Source organism: Ureibacillus sp. FSL K6-0786 (genome assembly GCF_037965165.1).
GTDB lineage: Bacteria > Bacillota > Bacilli > Bacillales_A > Planococcaceae > Ureibacillus > Ureibacillus thermosphaericus.
The window spans coordinates 2598538-2613855 of record NZ_CP150191.1; the positions used below are offsets into that span (position 1 = coordinate 2598538).

Here is a 15318-nt window from a genome sequence, read left to right on the forward strand (position 1 = left end):
CCATCAACACAGCGGAGATACTTTTTTGCGGTTTAAAATAGAAAAAGGGTGGGACAGTTGAATAAAAAAATTGTCATTCGTACATTGGAAAAAATTGCGTTGTATTTGGAGCTTAAAGGAGAAAATCCGTTTAAAGTATCCGCCTTTCGAAAAGCGGCGAATGCATTAGAGTTGGATGAACGAAGTCTTGAAGAAATTGATGATTTTACGAAAATTAAAGGGATTGGAAAAGGCACGGGAGCAGTCATTGAAGAGCTGATTCAAACGGGAGAGTCCCAACAATTAATCGAATTAGAAAAACAAATACCGAAAGGCTTAATCCCTCTATTAAAAATACCTGGCCTTGGCGGTAAAAAACTTGCAAAGCTATACCAGGAACTTGGAGTGAGTAGTCGTGAAGCGTTGAAGGAAGCTTGTGAATCCAAAAAGGTACGATCATTGCCTGGGTTTGGACCGAAAACGGAAGAGAAAATTTTGAAGGAACTTGAACAATTTGGAGAACGAACAGGAAGACTTCCTATTTGGTATCTTGAATCGGTTGTGAGAGAAATAAATCAACTACTTGCATCCATTGAAGAAATTGAACGATATTCTGTTGCCGGGAGTTTCCGTCGGGTGAATGAAACGAGCAAAGATTTGGATTTTGTCATTGCCACAAAAAGTCCTGAAAAAGTTAGGGAACAGCTTTTAAGTGAATTAACAATAAAAGAAATCGTTAGCAGTGGAGACACAAAAGTGTCCATCATATTGGATTTGGACGAGCTTGTCAACGTTGATTTTCGATTAGTGGCAAATGAAGAATTTATCACAACACTTCATCACTTTACCGGTTCAAAAGATCATAATGTTCGCATGCGTCAATTAGCAAAAGAACAAGGGAAGAAAATTAGCGAATATGGTGTGGAACAACCAGATGGACAAATCCTTACATTCCATTCGGAAAAAGAGTTTTTCGCTCATTTTGGACTTCCTTACATTCCGCCCACTGTTCGCGAAACGGGACAAGAATTGGATCGGTTAAATGAAATTAAAGAATTGGTTACAATAGAAGATATTAAGGCTGATTTACACATGCATACCACTTATTCTGACGGTGCTCATTCCATAGCAGAAATGGGAGAAGCGCTTATTTCAAAAGGCTATCATTTTGGAGTGATAACAGACCATTCTCAATATTTGAAAGTAGCAAATGGTTTAACACCGGAAAGGTTAAAAAAACAGCGTGAAGAAATTGAAGCTTTTAATGAAGCTCACCCTGATTTTACTTTATTTTCGGGAACAGAAATGGATATTTTGCCTGATGGTTCCCTCGATTATGATGATGACGTATTAAAAAATCTGGATTTTGTGATCGCCTCCATTCATTCAAGTTTTTCTCAACCTCAAGAAAAAATTATGGAACGATTATTTGCGGCGATTCAACATCCCTACGTTCATATGATTGCACATCCAACTGGTCGAATTATTGGTGAACGTGAAGGATATAATCCTAACGTTGAACAATTAATTCATTGGGCGAAAGAGTATGGGAAAATTTTGGAATTGAATGCTAGCCCATACCGATTAGATCTATGTATAGAACATTTGAAACTAGCGATGGAACTTGGTGTTCCTATTGCAATCAATACAGATGCCCATGCGATTGAACAACTTGATTATATGGAAATCGGTACAAAATATGCGCAAAAAGCGTGGTTGAAAAAAGAACTAGTTGTCAATACATGGAGCGTTGAACAGTTCAAAAATTTTATTCGGAAAAATAAGTAAACATATGTACAGACAGGAGTGTTCAGAGTGATTGCTGAACGAGCATTAAAAACCCTTGAATTCGATAAAGTGCGTGAGCAAGTGTCAGACTTTTGTACATCTTCCTTAGGGAAGCAACAAATAGAGCAGCTTGTGCCAGAGCCAAACTTTGAAAAGGTTGTTGAACTTTTAGAAGAAATGGATGAGGGACTAGCCATCCTACGGGTAAAAGGACATGTGCCAATGGGAGGTATTTTTGATATTCGTCCACATACAAAGCGGGCACAAATAGGCGGTATGCTAAGTGCAATGGAATTGATGGAAATTTCAAGTACTATTAGAGCAAGTCGAATTTTAAGAAATTTTATTGAAGATATCGAAAATGATGAAGAAATTCAAATACCACATTTTATTGAAAGAAAAAATAATATGCCGATTTTAACAGCGGTACAGCATGAAATTGATCATTGCATTGATGAAAATGGAACGGTGTTGGATTCCGCTAGCGTGGAATTACGGTCAATAAGACAACAACTGCGCTCAGAAGAAGCGAAAGTGAGACAAAAACTTGATAGTTTAACGAGAGGCCCTAACGCAGCAAAAATGCTTTCGGATACTATCGTAACAATTCGAAATGACCGTTATGTTATCCCGGTAAAACAGGAATATCGAAGCTACTACGGCGGGATTGTTCATGATCAATCTTCTTCAGGGCAAACTTTATTTATTGAGCCGGAATCAGTTGTGCAAATCAATAATGAAATTCAACGTTTAAAGGTTCGTGAAAAGGCTGAAATAGAGAAGATTTTACTTGCCCTTACGGAAAAAGTCCAAGAAGTAGCGAACGATTTATTTGAACTAGTTAAAATACTAGCGGATATCGATGTCATATTAGCGAAGGCGAAATACGGTGTGGCACAAAAATGCTCAAAGCCAAGCGTGAACAATGAAGGATATATTCGTCTAATACAAGCAAGACATCCCCTAATCCCAATGGATGTAGCGGTGCCGAATACAATTGAATTTGGTCGAGAATATACAGCAATTGTGATTACTGGGCCAAACACAGGGGGGAAAACCGTCACATTAAAAACGGTTGGATTGTGCACCTTAATGGCACAAGCGGGAATACCAATACCTGCATTAGATGGCTCAGAGCTTTCCGTTTTCAGTCAAGTATTTGCGGATATTGGTGATGAGCAATCCATCGAACAATCGCTATCCACTTTCTCATCCCATATGGTGAACATTGTCGATATATTAAAACACTTTGATGAAAACTCGTTAATTTTGTTTGATGAACTTGGGGCAGGTACCGATCCGCAAGAGGGGGCGGCACTTGCGATATCAATTTTAGATGAAGTTGTGGATAAAGGGGCGCGCGTTATGGCTACAACCCATTATCCTGAATTAAAAGCATATGCGTATAACCGAAAAGGAGTTATCAATGCAAGTGTTGAATTTGATATTGAAACCCTTAGTCCTACTTATCGATTATTAATAGGCGTTCCGGGACGATCCAATGCATTTGAAATTTCGAAGCGTCTCGGCTTAAAAGATTCCATCATTAATCAAGCGAAATCTTATACAGGTACTGACCGTCGAGAAGTAGAGTCGATGATTGCTTCATTAGAAGAAAGCAGACGCCGCGCTGAACAGGAAGTAGAGGAAGCGCATGAAATTTTAGAAGAAGCACAACAATTGCATGCGCAGTTAGAAGAAAAATTGAGTGCATTTAACGAAAAGAAAGAAAGCCTTGAACAAAAAGCGAAGGAAGAAGCGCGGAAAATTATTGAGGATGCGAAAAAAGAAGCAGAACATATCATTAAAGAATTACGTGAAATGCAGCAAAATGCTAATCAAGTTATTAAAGACCATGAAATCATCGAAGCGAAAAAGCGTTTAGAAGACGCATTACCAGCAGAAAATCCAATTTTGAAAAAACAAGCGAAAATTCGTGAACGAGCACAAAACTTACAACCTGGTGATGAAGTAAAAGTATTAAGCTACGGTCAAAAAGGAACGCTAATTGAAAAAGTTTCCGATAATGAGTGGGTTGTGCAAATCGGTATATTAAAAATGAAAATGGATGAGTCAGACTTAGAATATGTGAAGCCAGAAAAAGAAAAACAAAGAATTACATTGACAACGGTGAAAAATCGCAATAGTCATGTTAAATTAGAATTAGACTTGCGAGGAGAACGGTTAGAAGATGCCATCATGAAAACAGAAAAATATCTTGATGATGCCCTACTTGCCAACTATAGCCGTGTAACAATTATTCATGGAAAAGGTACAGGGGCTTTACGCCAAGGAATTCAAGAATATTTGAAAAAACATAAACGAGTTCGTTCTTTCCGATATGGTGAAGCTGGTGAAGGTGGCTTAGGAGTAACTGTCGTTGAATTAAAATAAAGGGGATGGTGAATGTGGGTACAACTTTTTGGCAACATCCTTTAATAGAAACAGCAGGCTATTTTAGTGTTGTTGTATTATGTTTAATAGTTTCAATGGTCTTATTTGAAATGGTGACAAAATATAAAAATTGGGAAGAAATTAAAAAAGGAAATGTTGCCGTCGCCCTTGCTACTGGAGGAAAAATACTAGGTGTTTGCAATATATTCCGCTATTCCATTGAAAGGCATAATACTTTTTTTGAAATGATTGGTTGGGGGTTGTACGGGTTTATTTTGCTTATCATCGCATATTTTTTATATGAATTTTTAACCCCCCATTTCAATGTCGATCAGGAGATTGCAGCGGATAATCGTTCAGTTGGATTGATTTCATTCACCATTTCACTTGGACTTTCCTTCGTCATCGGTGCCAGCATCATTTAGGAGGTTCCAATGGACAAATTAGCAAAAGTGCTTATCGTTGTAGCTGTCTTATTTTTTATTATAGGATTTTATTATTTACTTTCACTATAATGGTTATTATTAAAATTTTAATACTAGTAGAAACGTTAACATGCGTTTCTACTAGTTTTTTTATTGTTACAAAGTTATTAATAGTTATATCAAAATAGTAAATAACCCTATTATTCGACATTTTTCGTCATAGAAAATAGTATTAAAATTATTGAATGAATAAGAAAAATTAAGAATTAAAGTAGAAAAAATTTATAATTCTAAAAAAATAGTTTGAAAGACCATTTCTTTTCAATTATAATAAATGTAACAATTGCAAGAAAATTTGAACATTTGCGCAAGGGGGATGTGTTGATGTCTAGTAAAATTTGGCTTAAACATTATCCTGCTGAGATACCGCATACGCTGGAGTATGAAGAAATTCCCGTCCAAACATTTTTGACAAGAGCATACGAAAAAAATCCAAAAAAATGTGCAATACATTTTATGGGAAGGGAATTGGATTATCAAGAGCTGTATGAATCAGCATTAAAATTTGCCAACTATCTTCGTTTTTTAGGGGTTGAAAAAGGAGATCGGGTAGCAATCATGTTACCAAACTGTCCACAGGCAGTTATAGCTTATTACGGTATTTTATATGCAGGAGGAATTGTCGTTCAAACAAATCCGCTTTACACAGAGAGGGAATTAGAGTATCAAATGCAGGACTCTGAAGCAAAAGTAATTTTGGCATTGGATATTTTATACCCAAGAATCATGAAAGTCATTCATCGAACACAAATTGAAAACGTTATCATCACGGGTATTAAAGATTATCTTCCATTTCCGAAAAATCTCGTATATCCTTTTATTCAGAAGAAACAATATGGCTTTAGTGTCAAAGTAGAACATCGAGGTTCCACACATTTATTCACGGAAATCATGAAGGTTGAAAAACCGAAACCAATTGATGTGCCTTTTAATTTTGAAGAAGATTTAGCCCTTCTTCAATATACTGGTGGTACGACTGGCGTTCCTAAAGGGGTAATGTTGACTCACAAAAATTTAATTGCCAATACAATGATGTGTGATGCATGGTTATATAAATGTGAGGAAGGAAAAGAAATTATATTAGGATTGCTTCCTTTCTTCCATGTATACGGCATGACTACAGTGCTGATTTTATCCGTCATGAAATCAAACAAAATGGTATTGCTTCCTAAATTTGAAGTGGAACAAGTGTTAAAAACCATTGATAAACAAAAACCTACTTTATTCCCTGGTGCACCAACAATGTATATTGGTCTATTAAACCATCCGGATTTATCTAAATATGATTTGTCTTCCATCAATGCATGTATAAGTGGTTCTGCTCCACTACCTGTGGAAGTACAAGAAAAATTTGAAGAAATCACTGGTGGGAAACTTGTAGAAGGCTACGGCTTAACGGAAACTTCACCAGTAACCCATGCAAACTTTATTTGGGGAAAACGAGTAGTTGGCTCGATTGGAGTTCCTTGGCCTGATACAGAAGCGGTGATTATGAAACCAGGAGAAAATGAAATTTTACCACCTGGAGAAGTAGGAGAAATCGCGATTCGTGGACCTCAAGTGATGAAGGGATATTGGAAACGCCCTGAGGAAACTGCAAAAGTGTTTGCAGATGGATGGTTCTTAACTGGAGATTTAGGATATATGGATGAAGAAGGATATTTCTATGTTGTAGATCGTAAAAAAGATGTCATTATCGCTGGCGGATTTAATATTTATCCGCGAGAAGTAGAGGAAGTATTGTACGAACATGAAGCGGTTCAAGAATGTGTTGTAGTTGGAGTTCCAGATCCATATCGGGGAGAAACGGTGAAAGCTTTCATTGTATTAAAAGAGGGTAAAACAGTGACGGAAGATGAATTAAATAAATATTGCCGCAATAATTTAGCTGCTTACAAAGTACCTCGCATTTATGAATTTAGAGATTCACTACCGAAAACAGCAGTAGGAAAAATTTTAAGAAGAACATTAATTGATGAGGAAAAACAGAAAGCTAAGGAGCTTCAAGCGAAATAGCATTAGTTATTGACAGAAAGTTCATGAAATTATAATATGAAAATATGAATGAATAATCATTCATATTTTCTTATTTTTTTGGTGGTGAACATCATGAATCGAGATAAACCGAAATACATGCAAATAATTGAAGCAGCAGTTATTGCGATTGCCGAAAATGGCTATCATCAAACACAAATTTCAAAAATTGCTAAACAAGCAGGTGTTGCAGACGGGACCATTTACCTGTATTTTAAAAATAAAGAGGATATTTTAATTTCCTTGTTTAAAGAAAAAATGAGAGTTTTTATTGAAAATTTAGAAGAAATCATTCAAACTGGTGCTAACGCCTCTGACAAACTATCAAAAATGATAGACAACCATTTTAGTGTGTTGGCCAATAATAAACACCTTGCGACAGTCACCCAATTAGAATTGCGCCAATCAAATAAGGAGCTTAGGTTAAAGATTAATGCAATTTTAAAAGAATATTTGAATCTTCTTGATAATATATTGGTAGAAGGCATGATGAATGGCGAATTTAATCCAACAATGGATGTGAGAGTTGCAAGACAAATGGTATTTGGAACAATCGATGAGACAATTACGTCTTGGGTGATGAATGATTTCAGATACAGCCTCTTAGATAATGCACCTAAAGTAAAGCATCTACTATTGAATGGTCTAAAAAATAATTAAAAGGAGTGTCTTCATGGAATTTCTAAAATGGAGAGCAGAAGACGGTGTTGCGATTGTAACAATCAATCGTCCGCCAGCAAATGCACTAGCACAACAGCTAATCCGTGAATTAGACGAATTGATGACTGAAGTTGAACATAATAATGATGTTCGAGTTGTTTTACTTCACGGTGAAGGACGTTTCTTTTCAGCAGGAGCTGATATTAAAGAGTTCACAGATGTTTCATCTGAACAACAGGCAGTAAATCTCGCAGAAAATGGACAAGCTGTTTTTGATCGCTTGGAATCTTTCCCAAAACCTGTCATCGCAGCAATTCATGGTGCCGCACTTGGCGGTGGATTGGAACTTGCGATGAGTTGCCATATTCGATATGTCGCTGAAGACGCGAAGTTGGGTCTTCCTGAATTAAATCTTGGAATTATTCCTGGATTTGGTGGAACACAAAGATTACCGCGATATGTCGGATTAGCAAAGGCTGCTGAAATGATTTTTACAGGAGAGCCGATTTCAGGGGCAGAGGCCGTACAATGGGGGCTAGCAAATAAGGCTGTACCACAAGAAGAACTTTTACCGCAAGCATTAGAATTGGCGAAAAAAATTGCCAAAAAGAGCCCGGTTTCATTAAAAGCTGCTATTCATGCATTACAATACAGTAAGAAATCATTCGAAGAAGGAATCAAAGCGGAAGCAGAGCAATTCGGCATTGTATTTAATTCAGAAGATGCAAAAGAAGGAATTCAAGCATTTATTGAAAAACGCCAACCTACTTTTAGTGGCAAATAATTTTTAGGAGGTAATTTACATGAACATTTTCGTATTAATGAAACGCACTTTTGATACAGAAGAAAAAATCGTCATTCAAGATGGAAAAATTCAAGAAGACGGCGCTGAATTCATTATCAATCCATATGATGAATATGCCATTGAAGAAGCAATTCAAGTAAGAGATCAACATGGTGGAAAAGTAACGGTAATCTCCATCGGCAATGAAGAAGCGGAAAAACAACTGCGCACGGCTCTTGCAATGGGTGCTGATGAAGCGGTTTTAATCAATACAGAAGATGATTTGGACGAGCTAGACCACAGTGGTGCAGCTTATATTCTCGCTGAATATTTAAAAGACAAAGAGCCAGATTTAATCTTGGCAGGAAATGTTGCAATTGATGGTGGTTCTGGTCAAACTGGACCAAGAGTTGCTGATTTATTAGGCATTAATTATGTAACAACGATTACAAAATTAGAAATTGATGGAAATAACGTGAAAGTTGTTCGTGACGTTGAAGGAGATTCTGAAATTATAGAAACGAGCTTGCCTTTATTAGTTACAGCTCAACAAGGATTGAATGAACCGAGATATCCTTCTTTACCAGGTATTATGAAAGCGAAGAAAAAACCGCTTGAAGAGTTAGAATTAGATGATTTAGACATCGATGAAGATGATGTTGAAACAAAAATTGAAACAGTGGAAGTATTTTTACCACCACAAAAATCTGCTGGTCGCATCTTAGAAGGAGAACTAAAAGACCAAGTGAAAGAATTAGTAAATTTACTTCATACGGAAGCAAAAGCGATTTAAATTTTCTGAACAATTAGAATGGATTGAAGAGTATTAGATTTCATTAGATTCGTACGGTAATGGAGGGAAAACAATGGCAAAAAAAATATTGGTATTAGGAGAAGTACGTGACGGTGCTTTACGTAATGTTTCATTTGAAGCAATCGCTGCAGCAAAGCAAATCTCAGATGGTGGAGAAGTTGTAGGCGCGTTATTTGGCGATCAAGTAGCAGATCTTGCAAAGGAATTAATTGCATATGGAGCTGACCGAGCGCTCGTTGTGGAACATCCACATTTAAAAACATATACTTCAGATGGCTTCAGCCAAGCTTTATTAGCTCTTGTGGAACAAGAAAAACCTGAAGGAATCGTTATTGGGCATACGTCTTTAGGGAAAGATTTATCACCTAAAGTGGCATCTCGCCTGCAATCTGGATTGATTTCAGATGTAACAGAGATTGAAGGAACAGGCGATGATGCACTATTTGTACGTCCAATTTACTCAGGTAAAGCTTTTGAAAAAGTAAAAATTAAAGAAGGACTCGTGTTCGTGACAGTTCGTCCTAACAATATTGCGCCACTTGAACGAGATGAAAGCCGCACAGGAGACGTTCAATCTGTATCTGTAGATATTAAAAACTTGCGTACGATTGTAAAAGAAGTTGTTCGCAATGCAACAACAGGTGTTGATTTATCTGAAGCGAAAGTAATCGTGTCTGGCGGTCGCGGTGTAAAATCAGCAGAAGGATTTGAACCATTAAGAGAGCTTGCCAACTTACTGGGCGGTGCAGTAGGTGCTTCCCGTGGTGCTTGTGATGCGGGTTATTGCGATTATGCAATGCAAATTGGTCAAACAGGTAAAGTGGTAACACCAGATTTATACATCGCGTGTGGTATTTCTGGTGCAATTCAGCACTTAGCAGGTATGTCTAACTCAAAAGTAATTGTTGCAATTAACAAAGACCCTGAAGCAAACATTTTCAAAGTTGCTGATTATGGAATTGTCGGCGACTTATTTGAAGTCGTTCCGTTATTAATTGAAGAAATTAAAGCATTAAAAGTAAATTCTTAAAATCTAAAACTGGTAATCTCCTCACCACATCTCAAATCTCAGAGATGTGGTTATTTATTGTGAAAAAGTAAATCATTAAAGGAATTTGTTTGTTAGATGAACGGATTTCAATTTCTTAAAACACTTTACTACCCTTTGAATTTTTAACGTGCTATACTACTAAAAGATGTTACATTAAGGAGGCATTTTATAAATGGCAATTGTACATGCTACTGATCAAAACTTTTCACAAGAAATCTCTTCTGGTTTAGTATTAGTAGATTTCTGGGCAGCTTGGTGTGGACCTTGTAAAATGATTGCACCTGTATTAGAAGAACTCGATGCCGAAATGGGTTCAGAAGTGAAAATTGTAAAAGTTGATGTTGATAACAATCCAGCAACAGCTGCTGAATATCAAATTATGTCGATTCCATCTTTGCTTTTATTTAAAGATGGCCAATTAATTGCAAAAACTGTTGGCTTCCAACCAAAAGAAGCATTAGTTGAATTCATCAACAACAATAAATAATATTCAACCGAGCACAAAGAATTTGTTTGTGCTCGATTTTTTATTTTGGATATGATTATTGATTTAAAAGAAAACTTATCGATTTTTGCTTTAAGATATTCGTATAATAGAGTTAAAGTAGGTTGATTAAATGTAAGGTGATACTCCATGAATGAAACAATTCAAAATAAATTGGCGCTGTTACCAGATTTGCCTGGATGCTACTTAATGAAAGACCGACAAGGAACGGTTATTTACGTCGGAAAGGCAAAAGTCTTAAAAAATAGAGTTCGATCCTATTTTACTGGTTCCCATGATGGTAAAACTCAACTGCTAGTTAGTGAAATAGAAGATTTTGAATATATTGTTACTTCAAGTGATTTAGAGGCTTTAATTTTGGAGCTCAATTTAATCAAACAATATGATCCAAAATATAACGTAATGTTAAAGGATGACAAGAGTTATCCTTATATTAAAATTACCAATGAAATTTATCCAAGAATTATTACGACAAGAAAAGTGAAAAAAGACAAAGCTAAATATTTTGGACCTTATCCGAATGTATCTGCCGCGAATGAAACAAAGAAGCTCCTCAACCGCATCTATCCATTAAGAAAATGCAACCGACTGCCAGATCGAGTTTGTTTGTATTATCATTTGGGGCAATGTTTAGCTCCATGTGTTAAAGATATAGATCCGAAAATTTTTGAAGAAATGACAAATGAAATCATAAAATTCTTAAATGGCGGCCATGAACAAGTAAAAAAAGAATTAGAGAAAAAAATGATGGAGGCTGCGGAAAAGCTTGAATTTGAAAGAGCAAAGGAATATCGAGATCAAATTCAATATATCGAAACGGTTATGGAAAAGCAAAAAATCGTTTCAGGAGACCAAACGAACCGGGACGTATTTGGATATGCAGTTGAAAAAGGGTGGATGTGTGTTCAAGTCTTTTTCGTTCGACAAGGAAAATTAATTGAAAGAGATGTTTCTGTATTTCCTATTTACCGTGATCCGGAAGAGGAATTTTTAACTTTTGTAGGGCGTTTCTATGATACAGAACATTTAAAGCCAAAAGAAATATTGATTCCAGAAACAATTGATAAAAGCATTTTAGAAAAATTATTAAATATAAGAGTATTGGTGCCAAAACGTGGCACAAAAAAAGAACTGGTGGATTTAGCAAAGAAAAATGCAATGCTTGCAATCGAAGAAAAATTCCAATTAATTGAACGCCAGGAAGAGAGGACAATTGGCGCTTGTCAACAATTAGGTGAGGCTCTAAATATTGAAACGCCTTATAGAATTGAAGCCTTTGATAACAGCCACATGCATGGAGCAGATCCTGTTAGCGCAATGGTCGTATTTATTAATGGAAAGCCGGCAAAAAAAGAATATCGCAAATATAAATTAAAAAATACGGCGAAACATGACGACTATGGAGCGATGCAAGAGGTGATTCGCAGGCGCTATACCCGTGTATTAAAAGAACAATTGCCACTTCCTGATCTAATTATTGTTGACGGTGGTAAAGGGCAAATTGAAGTTGCACGAGAAGTGTTGGAAGATGAGCTTGGATTATCAATTCCCATTGCAGGACTTGCAAAAGATGAGAAGCATCGAACATCTGAACTATTATACGGGGAACCACCTATGTCGATTCCACTGAAAAAAACAAGTGATGCTTTTTACTTGCTTCAGCGAATACAAGATGAAGTCCATCGCTTCGCTATTACATTTTTGCGGCAACAACATCAAACGAACGCTTTACGCTCTGTCCTTGATGAAATTGAAGGAATCGGTCCAAAACGGAAGAAACAATTACTGAGTCATTTTGGTTCAGTGAAAAAAATCAAACAAGCTTCTGTGGAAGAATTAATGGAAGCGAAAATGCCAAAAGTGGTTGCAGAAACAATCTATCAGTATTTCCATAATGACACATTGTCAAAGGAATAACTGTATGATAATGTAATTTTAAAAGTAAATAAGTTTAGATATAGATAGAGGTGCGAGATTCATGAGTACCTAACTGGAGGAGAGGAACAAGTCTGAAGAAGGTTAGGGAAAGGGGAGATTGCCGAAGCGGTAAATTTGCTTGTTCCAGTTTACTGGCTGGTTTTGCATTGAAGAAATGCAAGATTGTCAGAATCTAAATGGTTCTGGAGAGCTATCTCATAAAGTGTTTTCTGAAAATTGAGGCAGCTTTTCACCATCCTTTGTGAAGAGTTGCTTTTTTCTTTAATTATATAAGATTCGGAAACTTCATTTCATGGCTTGTGAAAATAAGGGGAGTGTAGCGATGATTAATATTGTAGTGAAGTTGGATGAATGGAATCTAGCATCACCTGAAAACATTGGAGAAATAGCAAAAAGACTCATCGAAGAGAAGAAGTTTGGACGCAATGTAGTAGCAGTCGTTCCATCCTCTCCACCTGTAAATGAGGGTTTGGAAAAAATTATTTACTCTTTATCGGATGCACCATCCGAAAGAGAGTTAGACGCAATCCATTCTACCAATAATCAAATTGCTAGCAGTTTGCTTTCCATCGCCATTCAAAAAAGAGGATTTAGAGCTGTTTCCCTTACAGGCTGGCAACTTGGAATGAAAACAACACGAAAATTAGCAGGAAATGCTCGCATACATCAAGTCGATGGTAATGTCATTATTGAACGGTTTAAAAAAGGCGAAATAATCATAGTCGCGGGCGGACAAGGTGTTGATGATGAGGGCAACATCACCCTTCTCGGAGCTGGAGGGACTGATGCAACAGCGGTAGCGATTGCAAAAAGCATTGATGCAGAACGTGTGGAAATCTATACGGATCTTGATGGGGTATATACAGGGGATCCTAATGTAGTTCAACAGGCTCGTAAATTGAAAGATATTACATATGATGAGATGTTAGAATTATCTTATTTAGGTTCGAAAATTGTTCATCCGAGAGCGGTCGAATTAGCAAAAAAATTTGATATACCAATTGTTGTTCGTTCGAGTACGAAAAATCTTCGAGGTACATTGATTAAGGGAGAGATTGAAATGGAGAGAAATTTAATTGTTCGTGGTGTCGCCTATGAATCAGATATTATCCGCTTTACTGTTGGATATGAATTACTAGAAAAATCTTCCCTTGCCAACTTGTTTAATACCCTAGCAAAGCATCATGTCAACGTAGATATTATTGTACAATCTGTGATGAGTGAAGTAAAACCGACAATATCGTTTTCAATTGTAAAAGAGGATTTAACAAATGCGGTAAAAGTGCTTGAAGAACATAAAGAGGAGTTAGGTTTTCAATTTGCTGATTTTGAAGTTGGTTTAGCGAAAGTGTCAATCGTGGGTTCGGGCATGGTTTCCAATCCAGGGGTAGCAGGCCGCATGTTCGCACGCTTATGTCAAGAAAATATCCCTGTTAAAATGGTTTCTACATCTGAAATTAAAGTATCTGTCGTTGTGCCACAAGATGATATGATTCGTGCAGCAAATGCACTGCATGATGAATTTAATCTTGCTGAGGAATGGGTATAAAAAGGGGCGAATAAAGCCCCTTAGCGTTCAATTTTTTCTTTTAAATCCATCTTTACTGTAAAAATTACTTCTAGTTGTTTTTCTTTTTTCTCTTCATAGCATTCCGTCAAAACACCTTTAAAGTTTTGGATTTGTTCGGCAATGAAGCCAGCTTCTAAGCGAAAATTTCTTTCATTAATCTTTAGCAACTCCGGTTCATTCGTCAAACTAAACACAAATCCGTCTTTCATTTCTTTTTCAAGGGTAAGATCACCCCATCCGGCATCTTTAAAAAAGGAAATGATTAAAGGAATATCGGTGCATGGAAATTTGCGAGCTAAATCTTTTCCTGCCCAATATAGAATATCTTTTTCATGCTTTCCTAAAATGGATGGCACTAAATAATCTCTTAGCAGTTCGTATCCAAATAAAGGAAACGAATCTTTCGACAATGACATATAATAAGAACCTCTTTCTAGAATTTTTCTTTTTTAACAACAGAGAATTTGAAAAAAGTTAAAATAGAGAAAAATAACATAATAGAGAAAAAATAGAAGGTTTTGTAGCGAATATTAGACAAATTTCGGAAAATAAATATGCACAACTAACCTTGACGGTAATAGTTCGTGGGGGTACAATGAACTTGTCATAATATTGTACCATTATGAATAAAACAGTCAATGCATAAAGCGTTTACAATTTGTGACGACTTATTGACTACTTATTTTAAGGGGGTATCAGTCTTGGCAAAAAATGAGTTTTACTGGCGCCGACTACATTCTTTACTTGGTGTTATTCCTGTAGGGCTATTTTTAGTGTTCCACTTGTCTCTAAACTTTACTGCAACAGGGGGAGAAGAGACATATAACAGTGCAACAGGAGTAATGGATTATATTCCAGGTCCACTATTATTACTTATTGAGTGGATTGTTATCTACATTCCTATTCTGTTCCACGGTTTATATGGAATTTATATTGCCTTTACAGCAACACCAAACAATAAGCGCTTCAGTACATTCCGTAACTGGATGTTCTTATTGCAACGACTTACTGGTGTGTTCCTAGTAATCTTCATTGCTTGGCACATGTTCCAAACTCGCATCCAAAAAGCATTTGGTGCGGAAGTAAGTTTTGAAATGATGGAAAAAATCGTTGCAAATCCATGGATGTTAGGATTCTACATTGTGGGTATCCTTTCCGCTACATTGCATTTATCTAACGGTTTATGGTCATTCTTTGTAAGCTGGGGTATCACACAATCAACACATTCTCAAAAAGTAGTTACGTGGATTACAATGGCATTTTTCGTCATCTTAAGCATTATCGGTGTATCTGCAATTCTAGCATTCGTATGATAC

The 15318-nt window shown here is 36.5% G+C and carries 13 protein-coding genes and 1 riboswitch; of the genes, 12 read left to right on the plus strand and 1 reads right to left on the minus strand.

The window, feature by feature from the left end:
* Window positions 1-57 precede the first annotated feature (57 nt).
* The 11 genes from polX to NSQ18_RS12885 all read left to right on the plus strand — a co-directional run bounded on the left by polX (window position 58) and on the right by NSQ18_RS12885 (window position 13981).
* Window positions 58-1767 (plus strand): DNA polymerase/3'-5' exonuclease PolX, encoded by a 1710-nt coding sequence (gene polX, locus NSQ18_RS12835; RefSeq protein WP_339288284.1) that lies wholly within the window; start codon window positions 58-60, stop codon window positions 1765-1767.
* A gap of 27 nt (window positions 1768-1794) precedes the next feature.
* The gene (locus NSQ18_RS12840; RefSeq protein ID WP_016837188.1) at window positions 1795-4161 is read left to right on the plus strand and encodes an endonuclease MutS2; all 2367 of its coding nucleotides are present in this window, start codon (window positions 1795-1797) and stop codon (window positions 4159-4161) included.
* 5 nt (window positions 4162-4166) lie between these two features.
* Window positions 4167-4586, plus strand: coding sequence for a DUF350 domain-containing protein (locus NSQ18_RS12845; RefSeq protein ID WP_026018975.1), 420 nt, complete (start codon window positions 4167-4169; stop codon window positions 4584-4586).
* A gap of 384 nt (window positions 4587-4970) precedes the next feature.
* Complete coding sequence (locus tag NSQ18_RS12850; protein WP_016837190.1) at window positions 4971-6662, plus strand: long-chain-fatty-acid--CoA ligase; 1692 nt, start codon at window positions 4971-4973, stop codon at window positions 6660-6662.
* 93 nt (window positions 6663-6755) lie between these two features.
* Window positions 6756-7340 carry a TetR/AcrR family transcriptional regulator gene (locus NSQ18_RS12855; protein WP_016837191.1) on the plus strand — a complete coding sequence of 195 codons (585 nt, stop codon included), beginning with the start codon at window positions 6756-6758 and terminating at the stop codon, window positions 7338-7340.
* A gap of 13 nt (window positions 7341-7353) precedes the next feature.
* On the plus strand, window positions 7354-8124 hold the full coding sequence (locus NSQ18_RS12860) for an enoyl-CoA hydratase (protein ID WP_016837192.1): 771 nt from the start codon (window positions 7354-7356) through the stop codon (window positions 8122-8124).
* Window positions 8125-8143: 19 nt separating this feature from the next.
* Window positions 8144-8917, plus strand: coding sequence for an electron transfer flavoprotein subunit beta/FixA family protein (locus NSQ18_RS12865; RefSeq protein WP_339288287.1), 774 nt, complete (start codon window positions 8144-8146; stop codon window positions 8915-8917).
* 73 nt (window positions 8918-8990) lie between these two features.
* The gene (locus NSQ18_RS12870) at window positions 8991-9968 is read left to right on the plus strand and encodes an electron transfer flavoprotein subunit alpha/FixB family protein (protein ID WP_096551436.1); all 978 of its coding nucleotides are present in this window, start codon (window positions 8991-8993) and stop codon (window positions 9966-9968) included.
* Between the two features lie 193 nt (window positions 9969-10161).
* Window positions 10162-10476, plus strand: a complete 315-nt coding sequence (gene trxA / locus NSQ18_RS12875) for a thioredoxin (protein ID WP_016837195.1) — start codon at window positions 10162-10164, stop codon at window positions 10474-10476.
* Between the two features lie 147 nt (window positions 10477-10623).
* Window positions 10624-12411 (plus strand): excinuclease ABC subunit UvrC, encoded by a 1788-nt coding sequence (uvrC, locus tag NSQ18_RS12880; protein WP_016837196.1) that lies wholly within the window; start codon window positions 10624-10626, stop codon window positions 12409-12411.
* 37 nt (window positions 12412-12448) lie between these two features.
* Window positions 12449-12633: riboswitch (Lysine riboswitch) on the plus strand.
* 121 nt (window positions 12634-12754) lie between these two features.
* On the plus strand, window positions 12755-13981 hold the full coding sequence (locus NSQ18_RS12885) for an aspartate kinase (protein ID WP_016837197.1): 1227 nt from the start codon (window positions 12755-12757) through the stop codon (window positions 13979-13981).
* Between the two features lie 20 nt (window positions 13982-14001).
* Here the strand turns inward: NSQ18_RS12885 and NSQ18_RS12890 are convergent, their stop codons facing one another.
* Window positions 14002-14418, minus strand: coding sequence for a YslB family protein (locus NSQ18_RS12890; protein WP_016837198.1), 417 nt, complete (start codon window positions 14416-14418; stop codon window positions 14002-14004).
* Window positions 14419-14703: 285 nt separating this feature from the next.
* Here NSQ18_RS12890 and NSQ18_RS12895 point away from each other — a divergent pair, with 285 nt between their 5' ends.
* On the plus strand, window positions 14704-15315 hold the full coding sequence (locus NSQ18_RS12895; RefSeq protein ID WP_016837199.1) for a succinate dehydrogenase cytochrome b558 subunit: 612 nt from the start codon (window positions 14704-14706) through the stop codon (window positions 15313-15315).
* Window positions 15316-15318: the final 3 nt, after the last annotated feature.

Excerpts from the sequence above, each read along its gene's own strand:
- NSQ18_RS12860 (WP_016837192.1), top strand. The coding sequence starts at position 7,354 with ATGGAATTTCTAAAATGGAGAGCAGAAGACGGTGTTGCGATTGTAACA.
- NSQ18_RS12855 (WP_016837191.1), top strand. The coding sequence starts at position 6,756 with ATGAATCGAGATAAACCGAAATACATGCAAATAATTGAAGCAGCAGTT.
- NSQ18_RS12845 (WP_026018975.1), top strand. The coding sequence starts at position 4,167 with ATGGTGAATGTGGGTACAACTTTTTGGCAACATCCTTTAATAGAAACA.
- NSQ18_RS12850 (WP_016837190.1), top strand. The coding sequence starts at position 4,971 with ATGTCTAGTAAAATTTGGCTTAAACATTATCCTGCTGAGATACCGCAT.
- NSQ18_RS12890 (WP_016837198.1), bottom strand. The coding sequence starts at position 14,418 with ATGTCATTGTCGAAAGATTCGTTTCCTTTATTTGGATACGAACTGCTA.
- NSQ18_RS12870 (WP_096551436.1), top strand. The coding sequence starts at position 8,991 with ATGGCAAAAAAAATATTGGTATTAGGAGAAGTACGTGACGGTGCTTTA.
- trxA (WP_016837195.1), top strand. The coding sequence starts at position 10,162 with ATGGCAATTGTACATGCTACTGATCAAAACTTTTCACAAGAAATCTCT.
- uvrC (WP_016837196.1), top strand. The coding sequence starts at position 10,624 with ATGAATGAAACAATTCAAAATAAATTGGCGCTGTTACCAGATTTGCCT.
- NSQ18_RS12865 (WP_339288287.1), top strand. The coding sequence starts at position 8,144 with ATGAACATTTTCGTATTAATGAAACGCACTTTTGATACAGAAGAAAAA.
- NSQ18_RS12885 (WP_016837197.1), top strand. The coding sequence starts at position 12,755 with ATGATTAATATTGTAGTGAAGTTGGATGAATGGAATCTAGCATCACCT.